The 19693-nt window shown below is 56.7% G+C and carries 12 protein-coding genes; 3 read left to right on the forward strand and 9 right to left on the reverse strand.

Annotation, left to right across the window (positions count from 1 at the left end; translation table 11 throughout):
* Nucleotides 1-653 precede the first annotated feature (653 nt).
* Nucleotides 654-926 carry a hypothetical protein gene (locus CIK87_RS11800; protein WP_144008214.1) on the forward strand — a complete coding sequence of 91 codons (273 nt, stop codon included), beginning with the start codon at nt 654-656 and terminating at the stop codon, nt 924-926.
* 464 nt (nt 927-1390) lie between these two features.
* On the opposite strand, the gene CIK87_RS11805 is transcribed toward CIK87_RS11800, so the two are convergent.
* The 5 genes from CIK87_RS11805 to CIK87_RS11830 form a co-directional block, all read right to left on the reverse strand.
* Nucleotides 1391-3259 (reverse strand): DEAD/DEAH box helicase, encoded by a 1869-nt coding sequence (locus CIK87_RS11805; protein WP_094387338.1) that lies wholly within the window; start codon nt 3257-3259, stop codon nt 1391-1393.
* A gap of 650 nt (nt 3260-3909) precedes the next feature.
* The gene (locus CIK87_RS11815; RefSeq protein WP_144008215.1) at nt 3910-4533 is read right to left on the reverse strand and encodes a hypothetical protein; all 624 of its coding nucleotides are present in this window, start codon (nt 4531-4533) and stop codon (nt 3910-3912) included.
* Nucleotides 4534-5049: 516 nt separating this feature from the next.
* Nucleotides 5050-6204 (reverse strand): glycosyltransferase, encoded by a 1155-nt coding sequence (locus tag CIK87_RS11820; RefSeq protein WP_144008216.1) that lies wholly within the window; start codon nt 6202-6204, stop codon nt 5050-5052.
* Nucleotides 6173-6679 (reverse strand): C-GCAxxG-C-C family protein, encoded by a 507-nt coding sequence (locus CIK87_RS11825; RefSeq protein ID WP_094387342.1) that lies wholly within the window; start codon nt 6677-6679, stop codon nt 6173-6175. The genes CIK87_RS11820 and CIK87_RS11825 overlap by 32 nt, the downstream gene beginning before the upstream one ends.
* A 9-nt stretch (nt 6680-6688) precedes the next feature.
* Nucleotides 6689-7987, reverse strand: coding sequence for a M18 family aminopeptidase (locus CIK87_RS11830; protein WP_094387343.1), 1299 nt, complete (start codon nt 7985-7987; stop codon nt 6689-6691).
* A gap of 216 nt (nt 7988-8203) precedes the next feature.
* Between CIK87_RS11830 and CIK87_RS11835 the strand changes: the two genes are divergently transcribed.
* Nucleotides 8204-10705, forward strand: a complete 2502-nt coding sequence (locus CIK87_RS11835; protein ID WP_158216251.1) for a glycoside hydrolase N-terminal domain-containing protein — start codon at nt 8204-8206, stop codon at nt 10703-10705.
* A 99-nt stretch (nt 10706-10804) separates the two neighbouring features.
* Nucleotides 10805-11860, forward strand: a complete 1056-nt coding sequence (locus CIK87_RS11840) for a YhcG family protein (protein WP_094387345.1) — start codon at nt 10805-10807, stop codon at nt 11858-11860.
* Nucleotides 11861-12131: 271 nt separating this feature from the next.
* Here the strand turns inward: CIK87_RS11840 and CIK87_RS11845 are convergent, their stop codons facing one another.
* From CIK87_RS11845 to pnp, 4 genes are all read right to left on the reverse strand, one after another.
* Nucleotides 12132-14453 (reverse strand): glycoside hydrolase family 3 N-terminal domain-containing protein, encoded by a 2322-nt coding sequence (locus CIK87_RS11845; protein ID WP_371327123.1) that lies wholly within the window; start codon nt 14451-14453, stop codon nt 12132-12134.
* Between the two features lie 31 nt (nt 14454-14484).
* Complete coding sequence (locus CIK87_RS11850) at nt 14485-16278, reverse strand: alpha-L-fucosidase (RefSeq protein WP_254046556.1); 1794 nt, start codon at nt 16276-16278, stop codon at nt 14485-14487.
* A gap of 33 nt (nt 16279-16311) precedes the next feature.
* The gene (locus CIK87_RS11855) at nt 16312-17064 is read right to left on the reverse strand and encodes a DUF1573 domain-containing protein (RefSeq protein ID WP_094387348.1); all 753 of its coding nucleotides are present in this window, start codon (nt 17062-17064) and stop codon (nt 16312-16314) included.
* 154 nt (nt 17065-17218) lie between these two features.
* Nucleotides 17219-19444, reverse strand: a complete 2226-nt coding sequence (gene pnp / locus CIK87_RS11860) for a polyribonucleotide nucleotidyltransferase (RefSeq protein WP_022310623.1) — start codon at nt 19442-19444, stop codon at nt 17219-17221.
* Between the last annotated feature and the right edge of the window lie 249 nt (nt 19445-19693).

The raw sequence follows: 19693 nt of genomic DNA on the forward strand, positions 1-19693 counted from the left end.
AACACGCCAATAAACCCTATTCCGCAACTCGTCAAGGGAATAAGGATAAGCATAAAACACCTGGTATATAATTGATTGGATCACTCTCCCTTTGGGGAGAGCTGGAGAGGGGCTTTCCAAGGGGCCTTACTCAAGCAGCAGCAACTCTGACGGAGTTGCGTTTCCCCAGCCCAGGGTTGCGGGCGTAGCCCGCTACCCTGGGTAGCCGCCCCACTATCCTGGCAACTCTGTAGGAGTTGCGCTTAGCCGTAGGCGTTATAAACCTGGGGGTCTGCCCTGTTCCTTGTATATGCCATCAATAAAAGAAACAAAAAGATTTGCACCTTTTCAGGGCTTTGCCCTATGCGTCCGTGCGTGTCGGATAATATCTCGAGAGCGAGCTCTCGGATATTCTCCGCCATACCCCGCCGCGCCTGCCTGATGGCAGGCTGAAAAGGAGCAAATACAAAAAGTCCGCCGTTGGCAGTAAAAAAAGTCCGGCTTCGCCGGTACAAAAAGAGATTACCCCATAAATCACATATCGTTGGTTTATATAACCTACAATCATTAACCCGCTGCAGCCCAAGTGATGGAAAGGGGAATACACCGCTATCTCCCCAAACACAGCAAGCAGGAACTCCCGCCCATTGGGGATGACAGGGGATGGGCTTTCAATGAAATGTTTTTTTACCGCCAACGGCGGACTTTTTGAACGGCCAAGGGCCGCTTTTTTTACCGTTGTGGCTGCTGGCGTCATGTCGTGCATGACGGTGGTGATGGTGGGGTCGATGAGGAGGAAAACTCGTTTTCCGACGGGCGTTGCCACCCGCGCCACCAAGGCGAAGCCGCCAGCAGCTGCAGCGGCTTTTTGTATTTTGTCGTTACCTTATTTAATATTAGGGGTTGTGGCATTTGCCATTGGCCTGCTGATATTTCTGCTGCGCTAACGCCTGCGGCTAATCGCAACACTTACAGCGTTGCTACCCTTTTTTGTATCAATACCCAGGGTAGAGGCGCTGCACGCCTCAACCCTGGGCTGTGAAATCGCAACTCCCACAGAGTTGCCGGAAGGAAGCCCCATCCTGGCCTTCCCCAAGGGGAATGAACACAATGTCAATGGTTTCGAGGATGAATGGGCATTTGTCCTGTCTTGATGAATATGCCTTGATAATCGCCGCATTTTACTTTTCTGCCTCTTGCCTTTCCGCGCCGACGCACTGAGTTCCGTTTCATCGCTGGGTCATAGAAAAGAGAATGGGCGCCATCTTGTTTGGCGCCCATTCGTTTCCCACGATGATAGTGGGTAGTGTTACGAGTCTATCTTTTGATTTGGTTGTTCACTCTCACCCTGCGATGAGCCGGAGAGGGCTTCCCCTTCGGCAGAGCTTGGATGAGGGCTGTCAGGAGTGAACTATCTCTGCTTCTTGGGTCGGCGTCTTGCCCATCCCTCTTCACTGAAGTCGGGCTCTTCGCCTTTTAGGTTTACCGCTTTGCCGTTGATGAGATTGCGCCAGTCGTCGCGTCCATGCTGCTGACGGTCTGTGCGGCGCTCGCGGTTGGGTCGGCGGTCGCCTCTCTCCTCTCTACGCTGTGTGCGACCCTCTGCGCGCGACCCGCGAGCTGCTCTGCCGTGTCCGGCTTCGTCAGCCTCGTTGCAGCGCACCTCACGACCCTTGTATACCGTGCCGTTGAGGGCGCGCATCACGCGCTGAGCATCGTCCTGGGGCACCTCGATATAGGCAAACTTGGAGAGCAGGTCTATGTGTCCCACCTCCTGTCGTCCACCCTTGACGTGGCGGTTGATGTACTGCATCACCTCGCCGGGGTAGAAGCCGTCGGCCTTGCCCAGATTGATGAAGAGACGGGTGTAGCCAGCCTCTGCCTTGCGCGGGCCACGCTGGCGGTCGCTCTGGCGGCCCTTGCTGCCAGCCTCTGCGCTGCGGCGCTGTGTAGAGGGTCGCTCTATCTCTGGCGCGTTCTTGTAGTACTCGAGGAAGCGGCCGAAGGTCACTGCCACCATCTTCTTGAGGATGTCCTCCTTGTCTATATACTCAAACTGTCGGTTTATTTCGTCCATATAGAGAGCTATCTGCTCTTCGTCTACATCGGTCTTCATGATGTCGTCCATCACCTTGTACAGCTGCTTCTTGCATATTTCTTCGGCGGTGGGCAGGGTGCCGTCGACGAAGTCCTTGCCGATGACGCGCTCTATGTTGCGCACCTTAGACTTCTCTCGGGTGTGTATGATGGAAATCGAGGTACCCTTCTTTCCGGCTCGGCCTGTGCGTCCGCTACGGTGGGTGTAGTTCTCTATATCGTCGGGGAGTCCGTAGTTGATGACATGGGTGAGGTCGCTCACGTCGAGTCCTCGTGCAGCCACGTCGGTAGCCACGAGCAGCTGCACCGTGTGCTGGCGGAACTTCTGCATCGTCAGGTCGCGCTGCTGCTGCGAGAGGTCACCGTGCAGCGCTTCGGCGTTGTAGCCATCGCGTATGAGCTTGTCGGCTATCTCCTGTGTCTCGACCTTGGTGCGGCAGAAGATGATGGCGAAGATGCGTGGGTAGAAGTCTACCACGCGCTTGAGAGCCAGATACTTGTCCTTGGAGTGCACCATATAGTAGATATGGTTGACGTTTTCGGCACCCTCGTTGCGCGAGCCTACCACTATCTCTTTGTAGTCGTGCAGATAGTTGCGTGCTATGCGCTCTATCTCCTTGCTCATGGTGGCCGAGAAGAGCAGCGTGTTGCGGTCTTCGGGCACTCCCTCGAAGATGGCGTTGATGCTGTCGGTGAAACCCATATTGAGCATCTCGTCGGCCTCGTCGAGCACCACGTTGCGTACATGGTCGAGACGCGCTACACCACGGTGCATCAGGTCGATGAGTCGTCCGGGGGTAGCCACGATAATCTGCACGCCATGGCGCAGGGTGCGTATCTGCGCCTCGATGGACGCGCCGCCATATACCGCCACGATATGCACTCCGGGCATATACTTGGCAAAGTCGTTGAGGTCGTCGGCTATCTGGAGGCACAGCTCACGCGTGGGGCTCAGGATGAGCGCCTGCGTTTCCTTGCTTGTAGGATCGATGCGCTGGAGCACGGGAATACCGAAGGCAGCCGTCTTACCGGTGCCGGTTTGTGCCAGGGCTATCACGTCGTTGCGGTTGCCCAAGAGATACGGGATTACTTCTTCCTGGACGGGCATGGGATGCTCAAATCCAAGTTCGCTGATGGCGCGGCGAATGTCCTCGCTCACGCCCAATTCTTCAAATGTCTTCAATGTTTTTTCCTATTAATGATGAATAATCATGGAAGGCGTCTCACCCTCCCAGCCATTAATAGGGTGTATGACCTTCATGTATATAAAACCCACAAGCAGCGCGCCCGCTGCAGTAAATTCGATGCAAAGGTACACAAAAATCAATGAATGACAATCGTTTTTGCGGGAAAAGTGATTGCCACGGCGCAAAAGTTGGTCTATATCAAGTGTGGGGGTGCTGCTTTTTCTGCTGGGTAACGCCTACGGCTAATCGCAACTCCTACAGAGTTGCTATCCTTTTTTGTATCAATACCCAGGGTAGAGGTGCTTCGCCCCTCAACCCTGGGCTATGAAATCGCAACTCCTACAGAGTTGCCGGGAGCGCGTACCGTCCACAGCGCATTTTGCTTATTTACTACCACCGCATGGGCGTACACAAACGAGCCCATCACAGCGTTCTACGATGGCAATATAATAACGGCAAAACAAATAAGCCACAACTGGTTAGCACTCTCTCCTCTTGGGGAGAGCTGGAGAGGGGTCTTCCAAGGAGCCTTACTCAAGCAGCAGCAACTCTGACGGAGTTGCGTTTCCCCAGCCCAGGGTTGCGGGCGTAGTCCGCTACCCTGGGTAGACGACCCACCAGCCTGGCAACTCTGTAGGAGTTGCGCTTAGCCGTAGGCGTTATAAACCAGGGGGTCTGCCCTGTTCCTTGTATATGCCATCAATAAAAGAAACAAAAAGATTTGCACCTTTTCAGGGCTTTGCCCTATGCGTCCGTGCGTGTCGGATAATATCTCGAGAGCGAACTCTCGGATATTCTCCGCCATACCCCGTCGCGCCTGCCTGATGGCAGGCTGAAAAGGGGCAAATACAAAAAGTCCGCCGTTGGCGGTAAAAAAAGTCCGGCTACGCCGGTACAAAAAAGAGATTACCCCATAAATCACATATCGTTGGTTTATATAACCTACAATCATTAACCCGCTGCTGCCCAAGTGATGGAAAGGGGAATACACCGCTATCTCCCCAAACACAGCAAGCAGGAACTCCCGCCCATTGGGGATGACAGGGGATGGGCTTTCAATGAAATGTTTTTTTACCGCCAACGGCGGACTTTTTGAACGGCCAAGGGCCGCTTTTTTTACCGTTGTGGCTGCTGGCGTCATGCCGTGCATGACGGTGGTGATGGTGGTGACGATGAGGAGGAAAACTCGTTTTCCGACGGGCGTTACCACCAGCGCCACCAAGGCGAAGCCGCCAGCAGTTGCTACGGCTTTTTGTGTATTTGGTATCACCTTATATAATATTAGAGGTTGTGGCATTTGCCATCGGCCTGCTGATTTATCTGCTGCGGTAACGCCTTCGGCTAATCGCAACACTTACAGCGTTGCTACCCTTTTTTGTATCAATACCCAGGGTAGAGGTGCTTCGCCCCTCAACCCTGGGCTGTGAAATCGCAACTCCTACAGAGTTGCCGGAAGGAAGCCCCATCCTGGCCTTCCCCAAGGGGAAGGAACACAATGTCAATGGATTCGTTTATGAATGGACATTTGTTCTCTCTTGATGATTATGCCTCACCAATCTCCACTCTTTACCTTTCCGCGACGTATAGCATAACGCCAGTGACCTTCGGTTCAGCGTTGCCGTAGGATATAAACACGCCAATGAACCCTATTTCGGCCCTCATCAAGGGGGTGGGGAGAAGAGTAAAGTCATTGGTATATAATTGGTTTGCGCTCTCTCCCCTTGGGGAGAGCTGGAGAGGGGCTTTTGAAGAGCTGGAGAGGGGCTTTCGTGCTTATGGTTACAACCTACACAATAATCTCCCTGTACACCTCCATCATCGCGGTGCCCATGACCTCGACCGAGAACCGGGTCTCTATGAGGTGGCGGGCATTGCGCCCCATCGTCTCCAGTTCGGCTGACGAGAGGGCTACGAAGCGGGTGATGGCGTTGACCAACGGACTGGCTCCCACCTCGATGCAGGTGCCGCTGGTGGTAGCGTCGAGCTGCTCCCAAGGTGTGGTGTTGGTGGTGATGACCGGGGTGCCCGATGCCAGCGCCTCGGCTATGGTCAGCCCGAAATTCTCAGTAAACGACGGCTGTACCACGAAGTCGGCCTCGCGCAGCAACTGCCACTTGTGCTCGCCATACGCCCCGCCGATATAGCTAACGCAGCTGGCCAGATGTCTGTCGACAATCGTCTGCCGGAGCCGCTGTATGTCGTCGGGAGCACCCTCGCCGGCGATGACCACCCTGTAGCCGTTGAGCTGACTCTGCACACTCGCCACCGCCTCGAGCAGATGCCAGATGCCCTTGACCTGATGTATGCGACCCAGAAACAGCATCGTGTGCGACTTCTCCCAGCTGGTCTTCATCGTCACCCGACTGATGTCTATACCCGAGGGCACCACGGCGATATGGTCGTTGAAGCCCAACTGCCGCAGATGGCGCGCCTCGCGGTCGGCTGTGGCCACCAGTACATCGGCGCTGCGCAGTGCCCGTGCCTGATAGAGATGCAGCGCGGGCCACTTGCGTGTCCAGTAATGCCGGTTCATAATCCACGGCTCGAGCATGCCGTGGGTGGTGAGCGCCACGGGCAGATGCAGCGACCGCGCCACACCCACTACGGCAGCACAGGCAGGCATCCAGCAGCAGTTGACATGCACCACTTGGGGCGCTATCGTTTCGAGCAGCGTCCTGACCTGTCGGGTCCACGCCCAGTGCCACGGCCTGTAGGGCGGCAGATAGTGCAGCGTGCAGTGGTCTATCGCCAGAGGGTTGGACGTGCGGTGGGTGAGGATGTGCAGCTGAGCCTTCGTGCCCAGCGCCTTGGCCATGAGCTGCATGTAGGTGGCGGTGCCACCCGAGCGCTGGTCGATGTCGGGTATGTAGTGGACGATGATCATGAAGGGCTGTGGGATGGGGTGGGGGTTAATGGTTGTGGTCGCCCTCCTTGTCGGCAAGATACTGGGCAAAGAGGCGCGCGGCACTCTCTACCTTGGCGGCGCAAGGGCGCTTCTTGTAGTACTCGGCGGTGCGCTCAGAGGCTACATAGGACGAGTGGGCACGCTCGTAGCCATTGAGCCCCAGCAGCTCGGCACAGATGATGGAACCGTTCTGCTGGCGCGAACGCTCGAGCAGCTGCTGTACCACGCGGTAGCATGCCGACTTGCCTTCGCGGTCGCTGCCCTCGGTCTGTCCGCAGTCGAGTCCCACGAGGATGACCAGAGCCGACACGGCGCCACACATCATGCGCATGCGGCCCACGCCACCGCCAAAACCGGCGGCTATGCGCTTGGCCATCGTGTCGTCGAGTCCGTAGAGGTCGGCAAAGGCAGCCACCACCGACTGGCAGCATCCGTAGCCCTGCATGAAGTTGTCTACCGCCTGCTCTACACGTGCGCTGAGCTGGGGAGGGAGAGTGATATTGTCGTGCATGATGATGGGTTATTCGTTGTAGAAAGTGGTAAATACCTTGACGCAATACTCGTGGTCGGCCACGCTTCCCGTCTCGCGGCAGCTGTGCATGGCCAGGATGGCGTTGCCCATGTCAACCCCTCGCAAGGGTATCGACGAGGCCAGAATGTTGCCCAGCGTGCTTCCGCCCGCCACCTCGCTGTGGTTGACAAAGCGCTGGCAGGGTACACCCGCCTTGCGGCACAGCTCGGCAAAGACTGCCGCTGTGACGGCGTCGCTGGCATACTTCTGGGCGGCATTGAACTTGATGACCGGACCACCGCCCAGCATGGGGTGGTTGGTGGGGTCGTACTTCTCGGCATAGTTGGGGTGGAAGGCGTGGGCATTGTCGGCCGAAATCATGAACGCCCGCTCTACCGCCTGGTAGTAAGCCTCTGCGGTGCCGCTCTGTGCCAGCGCTATACGCTGTAGCAGATAGGACAGGAACGGACTGCCGGCGCCCTGCTTGGTCTGCGACCCCGTCTCCTCGTTGTCAAAGATGGCGAGCACCTGCGTGGTGTCACTGTCGTGGGCAGCAGTGAGCGCTTCAAGACCAGCGTAGCACATGGAGAGGTCGTCGAGACGCCCCGAGGATATCAGCTCGTTGTGGGCACCGAAGGTGCATGCCGGCGTGGTGTCGGCGAGATAGAGGTCGAAGTCGATGATGTCGTCGCGGGTCACCGTGGCGGTGCGGTTGAGCTCTTCGACGATGAGGTTGATGAGCATATTGCCGCGCTCCAGCTCATCGTTGACGAAGCCGAGGATGGGCAGCATGTCTTTCTGCCGGTTGAGCTTGACGCCGTCGTTGACCTGGCGGTTGAAGTGGATGGCGAGGTTGCTGATCTGCATCAGCGGGCGGCGGATGTGTATCAGATGGGTGACGGGCGAGAGGGCGTCTGCGCCGCGCGTAATCACCCTTCCGGCGATGGTGAGCGGACGGTCCATCCATGTAGAGAGGATAGGGCCTCCGTAGACCTCGGTATTGAGCCTTACGATGCCGCCCTCGCCCGTCATCTCGGCGTTGGGCTTGATGCGGAAGGTAGGCGAGTCGCTATGGGCGCATATCATGTGGAAACCCTGGTCGGCAAGAGGCTTGCGACCTATGCGGAAGGCGTAGATGGAAGAGTCGTTCTTGGTGACGAAGAAGCGGTCGCCGGCGCTCACGTGGCCCAGAGGGCTGGCGGCGTCAATGCGGCGGAAACCGTGGGCTTCCAACTCATGGGCGATGTTGCGCACCGCAAGAAAGTTGACGGGCGATGCGTCCAGAAAGTGTAAGAGTCGTTGTATCATAGTTGTCATTATATATAATAATAGGTATAGGACGGACAGCGCAAACATACGCGCCCGATGCAAATGTACTAAAAAAATGGCCGTCGGTAACGAAAAAAGCAAAAAATGTAACTCCGTTTGTCAATAAAAGTGTAATTTTACGGAATGAATCAGTGCTCGTCGGGACAGACAGGGCACTTCTACCTTAAAATAACAATCACTCAAATCATAGCAGACATGTTAGTATTAGCTACATTAATCTCCCTCTGTCTGGGAGGGTCAGAACTGACCAAGGCAGACGACCATCTCTCCGTGTGGTATGACCGCCCCATAGAAATCTCCGTGCCCCAGGGCGTCAGCACTGTGCAGGCGAAGATTAACTATTCGGGTGCCAAGGGTGCCGCCAAGGACAGTCAGTCTAAAGACAATCTGCGACAGTATGTGCGCAAGGGCGAGAAAGCCCGCGAGCTGCAGGGCTCGGTGTGGGAAAACTATGCCTTCCCTATGGGCAACAGCAGCCTGGGCGCCATGGTGCTCCAGTCGCCGGCTGTCGACGCCATACTGCTCAACGAGAAAAGCCTCTGGAAGGGAGGCCCCGCCTCGGGTAGCGGACCAGCCAACTACTGGCGTGCCGACCCCCACTCAGCGCGTTTCCTGCCCGATATCCGTCAGGCGTTCCTCGACGGCGACAGCCTGCGTGCCGACTCGCTCACCCGCCGCGCCTTCTCGGGAGCCATCGCCGACAATGGCACTGCCGACACGCTGCGCTTCGGTACCTTCACGACCATGGGCGAGATGTATGTCTCTACCGGTATTGCCAATGAAGACTGCAGCGACTTCCGTCGCAGTCTGCTGCTCGACAAGGCTGTGAGCCATACCTCGTTCAAGTATCAGGGTGCCACCTACCGCCGCACCTACTTTGTCTCCTATCCCGACCAACTCATGGTGATGCACTACGGCGCCAACCGTGGCAAGCGCCAGAACCTCGACTGGGTGTACAAGCCCAATCCCCACGCCACCGGCAGTTGGGCTACCGATGAGTATGGACTCGTCTATACCGCACATCTGAACAACAACAAGCTGCCCTACGTCATCCGCATCCAGGCCCGCGTCAAGGACGGTAGCGTGAAGTATGAGGACGGACACATCGCCGTGCGCGACGCCTCGGAGGTAGACTTCATCATCACCGCCGCCACCGGCTACAAGCCCAACTACACTCCCGTGCTGACTGACCCCTACACCTATTATGGCAAGGACGCCGGAGCCTGGGCGTTGCTCAGCATGAAGGGCGCCGCCGACAAGAAGTGGGGTCAGCTGCTGCGCCGCCATGTCGACGACTATACCCAGCTCTTCGACCGCGTGAGCATCGACCTGCGCCAGATGGCCGACAAGAAGGGCGGCAATGACATCCCTACCGACGAGCGTATAGACCGCTATCGTGAGGGCAAGGCCGATGCCTGGCTCGAGATGCTCTACTATCAGTTTGCCCGCTACCTCATCATCCAGTCGTCGCGAGGTGAGACCATGCCCATGAACCTTCAGGGTATGTGGAACCGTGGCGTCAAGGGTCCGTGGAACTGTGACTACCACAACAATATCAACATTCAGATGAACTACTGGCCCGTATGCTCTGCCAACCTGGCTGAGTGCTTCGAGCCTCTCAATGTCTATCTCCGCTCTATCTATGAGCCCGGACAGCGCACGGCAAAGACCATGTACGACGCCCGTGGATGGACTGCCAACATCTCAACCAATATCTTCGGTTTCACCGCTCCCTCCAAGAGCGAGAGCGTGAACTGGAATCTTGCCGCCATCAATGGCCCCTGGCTCGCTACGCATGTGTGGGACTATTACGAATATACCCTCGACCGCGATTATCTGAAGCAGACGGCTTATCCGTTGCTCAAGTCGAGCGCGCAGTTTGTGTGCGACTATCTCTGGCTCCAGCCCAGCGGACTCTACACCGCAGCCCCGTCGACCTCGCCCGAACATGGCCCTGTGGACAAGGGTGCTACCTTTGCCAATGCCGTAGCGCGCCAGTTGCTCACCGATGCCATCAGCGCCTCACGCGTATTGGGCGTAGACAGCACCGACCGTCAGGAGTGGTTGCAGGTGAGAGACAAGATAGAGCCTTACCGCATCGGCAGATATGGTCAGCTGATGGAGTGGTCGCGTGACATCGACAATCCCAAGGACAACCACCGCCATACCAACCATCTCTTCGGCCTCTTCCCCGGTCACGACATCTCTGTCAAGGCTACCCCCGAACTGGCTGAGGCTGCCCGTGTGGTGCTCGACCATCGCGGCGACTTCTCCACCGGCTGGAGTATGGGTTGGAAGCTCAACCTTTGGGCGCACCTGCGTGACGGCAACCGCTCCTACGCCCTCTTGCAGAACCTGCTGCGTACGGGCACGCTCTACAACCTTTGGGATACGCACCCGCCTTATCAGATTGACGGCAACCTGGGTGGTCTCTCGGGTATGAACGAGATGCTGCTGCAGAGCAAGGGTCGCACCATCACCCTGCTCCCCGCCTGTCCGCAGGCCTGGGACAAGGGTAGCGTCAAGGGACTTCGCGCCCGCGGCAACGTGACCGTCGATATCGACTGGACTCTCAGCGCCAACAGCCTCGCTGCCACCCTCTCTTCTCCCACAGGCGGCACCTTCGACATCGTCTTCGGCGACTGTCAGCAGACCGTTCAGCTGCCACAAGGCAAGAAGGTCTGCGTGAAGTTTTGATTGATGGCGGCGCCAGCCACGTGCAATCTTATGAAGATAGCCAAACAGTTTGAAGTAGATGTAACAGACCTTCCCAGGGAAGATAATTAGACTGATAAAATGACAACAAACAATAAAGACAACAAACTCTCAATAGAGAGCAGCGATTATGCCGAATTGCTGCGACATGCTGTCGCAGTAATTGAACAGGCACGGACAGAAATAGCCCGACACATCAATGGCTATGTGTCTACTGCCTATTGGGAGATTGGTCAAATGCTTCATGAACGCAAGATTGAAAGTGGGTATGGTGACAGCGTTGTAAGACGGTTATCAGCAGACCTGAAAGAACGATATCCGAAGATGGGTGTTTCGCCACGAAATCTGTGGTATATGAAAAAGTTCTATGAGCGTTACGCTGGGCATGATGAAAAAGTGCTACGCTCCGTTGCACTTTTGCCTTGGTCGCACAATCTGCTGTTGTTGAGCAAGGGACTGGATGATGAGACCACGCTATATTATGCGCAGGAAACCGTAACTAAAGGTTGGAATCGCGACTTGTTGCTCAATGCCATTAAACTCAAAATGTATGAGACAAAGGCATTGGTACAAGTAGACAACAATTTCGACCGCACTCTTCCTGCCGAACAAGCGCAGTATGCTAACGAGGTGTTTAGCAGCAGCTACAATCTCGGCTTCTTAGGAGTGACAAGCCCCCTTTTGGAACTTGAACTTGAAGACCGCCTTGTAAAAGCTATTACCCGTTTCCTTATGGAACTCGGCAGTGGTTTTACATTCATCGGAAACCAGCATGTGCTGGAATACAATGGCAAAGAAAGTAAGGTAGATATGCTGTTTTTCCACCGTGGACTACGCTGCCTTGTTGCTGTTGACTTGAAGATAGGTGCTTTCAAACCAGAGTATGCAGGTAAGATGAACTATTATCTGTCTCTGCTTGACTGCCTTGAACGTGGTGCAGACGAGAACCGTTCCATAGGTATCATACTTTGTGCGGAGAAAGACCGGGTAGAGGTGGAACTGGCACTTGAAGATATGGGAAAGCCTATCGGAGTGGCAGATTATCAGCTGATAGTACCGAAAGAGAAATTACAGAAAGTCCTTGCTGACGAGATAAAGGCGTTTGGTGAGGAAAAAGAAAACAAAGAATTATTATAACATGGATATTCAAAGAATAAATCAGCAAACATCTGCTTTCAACGAGATAAGGCATTACATTGAGAGCGATAATGGCAAAGAAAAGGTTGAAGTATGGCTCGCATGCGAGCTCCAGTAGCTCCTTGGTTATGCTCGTTGTGAGAATATCCTGATTCTTCTGTCGACCGTATTCAAGCAGGGCTGGGTTCCTCGTTCAGAACCCAGCCCTGCTGGCGTATGGGGGTCTGCCGTGCTTGGGCAGATTATCGATGGCTTGATGGCCTTTGGCGGCCTACTCTACAGTGAGCACTCCGCGCAGGGGGAGATTGTCTGACGAACCGCCGACCATGATGTCGAAGTCGCCGGGTTCTACCACACTCTTCATATTGCGGTCTATGATGGCGAGGTCTTCGGCGGTGAGGATGAATTCCACCTTGCGGGTCTCACCCTTGGCTATAGACAGACGGTCAAACTTCTTGAGTTGCAACAGCGGCTGCGACACCGACGCCACCTGGTCGTGGATGTAGAGCTGAGCCACTTCCTCGCCATCGCGCTCACCTACGTTCTTGATGTCGAAGGTGACGCTGTAGGCATCGCCTTTCTTGGCGATGGCGAGGTTGCTGTAGGCAAACTGCGTATAGCTCAGGCCATAGCCGAAGGCGTAGAGTGGCGCTGCCGACATTTCCACGTAGTTGTGGGGCTTGGGAGCGCGCTTGTTGTAATATACAGGAAGCTGACCCACGTTGGCAGCTACCGAAATGGGCAGACGGCCGGCGGGATTGTAGTCGCCGAAGAGCACGTCGGCCACGGCGGTACCACCCTCCTGACCGGGATAGTAGGCGGTGAGCAGCGCGTCGGCATTGGCGGCAGCCCACGACTTGTCCATAGGACGACCCTCGATATAGATGACCACCATGGGTTTGCCTGTCTTGCGCAGCGATTGGAGCAGCTCCATCTGGCGACCCAGCAGCGAGAGCGTGGCGCGGTCGTAGCCTTCGCCGCAGTCCATGTCGCTTACCGACTTGACATCGGCCTCGGCAGCACCGGTAGCCTTGTAGCTCGTCTTGAAGTCGCGGGCACTCGAGCCACCCACAACTGCCACCACCACATCAGCGCGGCGGGCAGCTTCTACGGCAGCCTCGATGTTGCAGTTGTTGGTGTCGCGCACGGCACAGCCCTTGACATATTCCACCTGACCCTCGCCTATCTTGGCCTTGATGCCCGCCAGCACGGTCTTCACCTTTCCGTCGGGTTGAGGCGAGGTATAGTCGCCCAACATATTATATACGTTGTCGGCGTTGGGGCCTACCACAGCCACGCGCATATCGCGGCGCAGCGGCAGCGTATTGTCCTTGTTCTTGAGCAGCGTCACCAGTTTGCGGGCGGCATCGAGAGCCACGGCGGCATGGTCGGCGCAGCCCACTTCGGCTGCTGCCTTGACGTCGACATAAGGATGCTCGAAGAGGCCCATCTCAAACTTGAGCCTCAGGATGCGGACACAAGCCTGGTCTATCTCCTTCTCGCTCACCTTGCCATCCTTGACGGCGGCGATGAGCTGTGCGTAGGCCTTGCCACCCAGGTCTTCGTCCACTCCGGCACGCAGCGCCATCACGCCAGCCTCCTGCAGGTCGCGCGCCACATGGTGGGTCTCCCAGATGCCGTCGATGCTGTAGAGGTCGGAAACGACAAAGCCACGGAAGCCCCATTGGCGGCGCAGGATGTCATTGTAGAGCTCGCCGCTGGCTGTCGAGGGGATGCCGTCGAGCGAGTTGTAGGATGTCATGACCGAGAGAGCGCCGGCGTCGACAGCCTTCTTGAACGGGGGGAAGAAGGTCTGCAGCAGGTCACGCTCGCCCACGATAGAGGGGTTGCCGTTCTGGCCACCCTCGGTGGTGCCATAGGCGATGAAGTGCTTCAGCGTGGCGAGGGTGGCGTAGGGGGCCGACAGTTTGCCGCCTCCCAGTCCGCGCACGATGGCTGCACCCATCTCGCCCGTCAGCACGGGGTCTTCGCCATAGCTCTCCTCGACGCGCGACCAGCGTGGGTCGCGCGAGATGTCGAGCACGGGGCCGTAGCTGATGTGTGCGCCCTGCAGACGCACCTCCTTGGCGGTGACGCGGGCGGCAGCCTCGGCTGTGGCTGTCGACCATGTGGCAGCCATACCCAGTCCGGTGGGAAATACGGTGGTGCCTATCGCCATGTGGCCGTGGGGTGCCTCTTCGGCGAGGAAGAGTGGGATGCCCAGACGGGTGTGCTCTATCACGTAGCGCTGCAGTGCGTTGCCCGCCTTGGCTGCCAGCGTGGGCGTGAGTCCGGTGGCGAGCGACTTGCGTGTCCAGGGACAGGCGCGGTAGGTGGCCCACAGCATGCCGATGTTGCCCTCGGCGATGTCCTTCATGAATGTGGACGAGGGCACCACCTTGTTGCCCTTGATGTCGTAGTAGTTCCAAGCCAGGGTGCAGCGCAGCTGTCCCACCTTTTCCTCGAGCGTCATGCGCGACAGCAGGTCGCTCACGCGCTCTTCGATGGGCAGCGAGGCGTTGCGGTAGGGCAACTTCGGCTGCGCCATCATCTGGATGCCGGCCATGCAGACGATGGCTGCGGTCATAATCATTCTTTTCATATAGGTCAATATTTATTAGATGTTATCTGATAATCACTTGCTGGTAAGCTATCTTCTCACCGGCATTCACCATGCGGGTGGCACGCAGCTGCACGTAGCGGCAGTGGGTGGGAGTGAAGAATACTTCCTGCATCACGGGGTTGTTGCGTATGTTGGAGAACTCGCCTTCAGCCACGCGCTGCATGGCGTCTTTCTCCATACCGGCATATATCTCATAGTTGGCCACGAGTCCCTTGCGGTCGTCGCCCTGCTGGGGCAGATAGCGCAAAGAGCCTATCTCCTGCTCGCCGCCCAGGTCAAAGGTGACCACGTTGTCGCCCTCGGCGGTGGCGGTGAAGTCTACGCCCTTCACCTCTTCCTTCTTTGCCTCTGCGCCCTTGGTCTCGGGGGCGAGATAGGCAGCCACGGTGCTCAGACAGATGGGGCCGCGCATGGCGTCGAAGCTGATGCGGATTTGGCGCGTCTCGATCGTGGCAAAGCGCAGCAGACGCTTGTAGCCCACGGTGGTAGTCTCTTCGCCCACGGAGAGCGGAGCCCACTCCTTGCCCTTGAGGTAAGACACGCTGAAGCGCTGTACGCGCTGGCCCAGGGGGATATACTCCTGCAGCATCAGTCGGTTGAGTCGCGTATTGCGGGGCAGGGTGATGGTGAGTTGGGCCTTGTCGGTGCCGTCGCTGATGCTCCAGTAGGTCTCATAGTTGCCGTCGGTAAGATTGGCGGTGCCCCACTGCTTGCCACGCACATTGGAGGCCTTGATTTTGGCTTTGGCCAGCAGGTCGGTCTTAAACTCGGCGCAGATGCGCTTGTGGAAGTCCACGACACGGGCTGAGTCGATGGGGTGGATGCGTCCTTCCTTGTCCACGGGCATGTTGAGCAGGAAGGTGGCGTTGTGGCCCACGCTGCGATAGTAGAGGTCGGTGAGATAGTCTACCGTCTTCACCTTACTGTCCTCGCTCTCGTGGTAGAACCATCCCGGGCGTATCGACACGTCACACTCGGCAGGAGTCCATGTGTCGCCGTCGGCGTGGCCCTGCTGCAGCTCCCAGTATCGGCTGTAGCCGGGATAGACCTCGTTGCCACGCAGGAAAGACCAGTTGGTGGCGTGGGCATAGCCTTTCTCGTTGCCCACCCAGCGACAGCCGGGGCCGCCGTCGGAGAAGATGATGGCCTGGGGCTGCAGACGCTCGACCATCTTCCACGCGCGCGGGAAATTATAATAGGTGCGGCGGTCTATCGTGCGCTCTTCGCGTGCGCCGCCGTAATAGCCGTCGCCGCCGTTGGCACCGTCAAACCATATCTCGAAGATGTCGCCATACTGGGTGAGCAGTTCTTCGAGCTGTGCGTAGAAGTACTCTACATACAGGGGAGTGCCGTAGAAAGCCTGGTGACGGTCCCAGGGCGAGAGATAGACGCCAAACTTGAGGCCGTATTTCTTGCAGGCTGCCGACAGTTCGCCCACGATGTCGCCCTTGCCGTTCTTGTAGGGGGTATTGCGCACACTGTAGTCGGTGTACTTGGTGGGCCAGAGGCAGAAGCCGTCGTGGTGCTTGGCGGTGATGATGATGCCCTTCATGCCGGCGTCGTGGAGCGTCTTGGCCCACTGCTCGCAGTCGAGGCGGGTAGGGTTGAAACTCTCCAACGGGGCGTCGCCATATCCCCACTCGCGGTTGCCAAAGGTGTTGGGACCAAAGTGGATGAAGGCATAGGTCTCCATCTGCTGCCAAGCCACCTGGTGCTTGGAGGGCAGCGGCGCGATGGGCGCCGGAGCTGTCTGGGCGGCGGCCTGGACGGCCATCACGCAGCCTAACAGTGACATTACAGTCTGCTTAATACTCATAGTTATCATTGCTTATTTGGTAAATCTCTGTTCCGAGCCCAACCATTTCACCAGGATGGGCTTCACCTGCTTGCCGTTCACCTTCACGCGCACATAGATGTGGCGGTCGGCATAGTGGCTCACAGGGGCGGTGTAGCTCACCTTGAACGTGGTGCGCTCCTTGGGCTTGAGCGTTATCTTCGAGGGCATCTTCAGCACCGTGTTGTTGGGCCATCGCTCAAACTCTACGGTCATCTCCTTGTCGGTCTCGTTAGACACGCGCTGCTCCAGCCTGTAGGTGCTGCCCTCGGCGAGCGGCGGGAAGAGGTAGACCTTGAAGCCCATGTGCAGCCCTTCGCCGAAGGCGTAGGGATAGTCCTCGCCCACGGGGTGGCGGTAGGGGATGACGTTGCCCTTGATCCATACGCGGGTGAAACCCTTGTTGCCGTCGAGGTTTAACACCACCTCCTTGCTGAATTTGCCTGGGCGCGACAGCGGGTTGAACGTCACCGTCACCTTGGCGGTCTTGCCGGGCAGGATGGGGGTCTTGGTATATTCGGCGGTGGTACATCCACACCACGAGTTGACGTCGCTGATGACCACCGGCAGTATGCTGGTGTTGGTAAATGTGAAGGTATGGCTCACCTTGCCGTCTTTCTCCTTGATGGTACCGAAGTCGTGGACACGCTTGTCATACTTGAAAGAGGAGATATACTGCGGTTCCTTCTGCGCCGTGGCGGCCATCGTGAGCGCCGCCATGAAAATCAATACGAATAATTTTTTCATTTAGGTTATATTTTATTGCAAAAGTACATCTTTTCACCCTCAATGCCAAATCATTTGGCTTATATTTTATCCGTGCCGGCCAACTAAAAGAGCCACTGCTTGCGCTATAGGCAAAGCAGTGGCTCATATGTCAATGAAAATCCTCTTTCAGGGATTACTCCTGATTGTCGTTGTGACGGGGCTGACGCTGGCCGTGACCGCGGCGCTCGCCATCGCGACGAGGACGACGCTCGCGCTCTACATAGCCTTCGGGCTTCTCGAGCAGCACACGGCGTGACAGCTTGTACTTGCCGGTCTTGGGGTCTATTTCGAGCAACTTGACCTTGATCTTGTCGCCTTCCTTGATGCCGGCTTCCTCTACAGTCTCCAGGCGCTTCCAGTCAATCTCGCTGATGTGCAGCAGACCGTCCTTGCCGGGCAGTATCTCTACGAAGCAGCCATAGGGCATGATAGAGCGTACGGTACCCTCGTAGACCTCGCCCACCTCGGGAATGGCCACGATAGCCTTGATCTTGGCGAGAGCGGCGTCGATAGCGTCCTTGTTGGGAGCAGATACCTGTACCTTGCCTACGCCGTCAACCTCGTCGATGGTGATGGTGGTATTGGTATCTTCCTGCATCTGCTGGATAATCTTGCCACCAGGGCCAATCACGGCACCGATAAACTCCTTGGGTATCTCGAAGGCAACGATGCGTGGAACCTGAGGCTTCATCTCGGCACGAGGCTCGGAGATGGTCTCCATCATGCAGTTGAGGATGTGCTCGCGGCCGGCCTTAGCCTGCATCAGAGCCTGTTCGAGAATCTCGAAGCTCAGACCGTCGCACTTGATGTCCATCTGAGTGGCAGTAAGACCGTCCTTGGTACCAGTGGTCTTGAAGTCCATGTCGCCCAGGTGGTCCTCATCGCCGAGGATGTCGCTCAGGATGGCGTACTTGTCCTCACCGGGGTTCTTGATAAGACCCATAGCGATACCCGAAACGGGCTTCTTCATAGGCACACCGGCATCCATCAGAGCCAGCGTACCGGCACATACGGTAGCCATAGACGATGAGCCGTTAGACTCCAGAATCTGACTTACCAGACGTACGGTGTAGGGGAAGTCGGCGGGAATCATGTCCTTCAGACCGCGCCATGCCAGATGGCCGTGACCAATCTCGCGACGGCCTACACCGCGCTGAGCCTTGGCCTCACCGGTAGAGAAGGGAGGGAAGTTGTAGTGGAGCAGGAAGCGCTGATAGCCTCTCTGCAGCACATCGTCTACCAGCTTCTCGTCGAGCTTGGTACCCAGAGTACAGGTAGAGAGCGACATGGTCTCACCGCGCTGGAAGATGGCGCTACCGTGGGGCATGGGCAGCGGAGACACTTCACACCAGATGGGGCGGATGTCGGTAGTCTTGCGACCGTCGAGACGCTTACCCTCGTCGAGGATGCAGCGGCGCATGGCATCGCGCATCACGTCGTCGTAGTAGCGTGTGGCCTCGGCATGCTTTTCCTCGAGCTCGTCGGCAGAGAGGTCGGCATGGGCGGCGTCATATTTCTCCATAAAGTCGGCGATAATCTTGTCGAAGGCGTCCATACGGGCGTGCTTCTCCAGCGCCTGCTTGTTGACATCGTATACGGGGGCGTAGAGCTCGCTCTTGATCTGCTCGCGCAGCTCTTCGTCGTTGACCTCGTGGCAGTACTCGCGCTTCACGTCCTTGCCCAGTTCCTTGGACAGCTCGTCCTGCAGCTCGCACATAGGCTTGATGGCCTCGGCAGCAGCCTTGAGGGCGCCGATGAGGTCTTGCTCAGATACTTCCTTCATCTCGCCTTCCACCATCATGATGTTGTCCTTGGTGGCACCTACCATCAAGTCCATATCGGCCTCTTCCATCTGCTGGAAGGTGGGGTTGATGACAAACTCGCCGTTGATGCGGGCTACGCGAACCTCAGAGATAGTGTGCTCGAAGGGAATGTCGGAGCAGGCCATAGCGGCTGATGCGGCAAAACCGGCAAGAGCGTCGGGCTGGTCTACACCGTCGGCAGAGAGCAGCATAACCTGTACATACACTTCGGCATGGTAGTTGGAGGGGAAGAGGGGACGGAGGGCACGGTCGACCAGACGAGAGGTAAGAATCTCGTTGTCACTTGCCTTGCCTTCACGCTTGGTGAAACCGCCGGGGAAACGGCCTGCGGCACTGTACTGCTCGCGATAATCTACTTGCAAAGGCATAAAATCTGTACCCGGAACTGCGTCCTTAGCTGCACAAACAGTTGCGAGAAGCACGGTGTTGCCCATACGGAGTACTGCGGCACCGTCAGCCTGTTTTGCAACCTTTCCGGTCTCAATTGTGATGGTTCTTCCATCAGGCAATTGAACTGTTTTCGTAATTACGTTCATCTAAAAAATGTTATTGTTTTAATTTTTGCATCTAAAAATCCCTTTCTTCCTACTCGTGATGTGGTCGAAATGAGCCATTTTTAAATTTCCGTGCAAAGATAGCCAATAAAATGATAACAAACGAACAATCTGCGCCTTTTATTGTTATTTTACGCTAAAAAACAGCGATTTCTGCCTCTTCCCCCTCCGTCTACGACGGACAAGGCAGCCAAAGACCGCCCAACCCCCACCATTCTCGCGTTGCAGATG

This window comes from Prevotella sp. P5-64, from assembly GCF_002251285.1.
Taxonomy (GTDB): Bacteria; Bacteroidota; Bacteroidia; order Bacteroidales; family Bacteroidaceae; genus Prevotella.

Bases quoted from the DNA above. Each gene is read 5' to 3' on its own strand.
- CIK87_RS11855 (WP_094387348.1), bottom strand. From the start codon at position 17,064: ATGAAAAAATTATTCGTATTGATTTTCATGGCGGCGCTCACGATGGCC.
- CIK87_RS11830 (WP_094387343.1), bottom strand. From the start codon at position 7,987: ATGATACAACGACTCTTACACTTTCTGGACGCATCGCCCGTCAACTTT.
- CIK87_RS11850 (WP_254046556.1), bottom strand. From the start codon at position 16,278: ATGTCACTGTTAGGCTGCGTGATGGCCGTCCAGGCCGCCGCCCAGACA.
- CIK87_RS11845 (WP_371327123.1), bottom strand. From the start codon at position 14,453: ATGATTATGACCGCAGCCATCGTCTGCATGGCCGGCATCCAGATGATG.
- CIK87_RS11840 (WP_094387345.1), top strand. From the start codon at position 10,805: ATGACAACAAACAATAAAGACAACAAACTCTCAATAGAGAGCAGCGAT.
- CIK87_RS11835 (WP_158216251.1), top strand. From the start codon at position 8,204: ATGTTAGTATTAGCTACATTAATCTCCCTCTGTCTGGGAGGGTCAGAA.
- pnp (WP_022310623.1), bottom strand. From the start codon at position 19,444: ATGAACGTAATTACGAAAACAGTTCAATTGCCTGATGGAAGAACCATC.
- CIK87_RS11825 (WP_094387342.1), bottom strand. From the start codon at position 6,679: ATGCACGACAATATCACTCTCCCTCCCCAGCTCAGCGCACGTGTAGAG.
- CIK87_RS11800 (WP_144008214.1), top strand. From the start codon at position 654: ATGAAATGTTTTTTTACCGCCAACGGCGGACTTTTTGAACGGCCAAGG.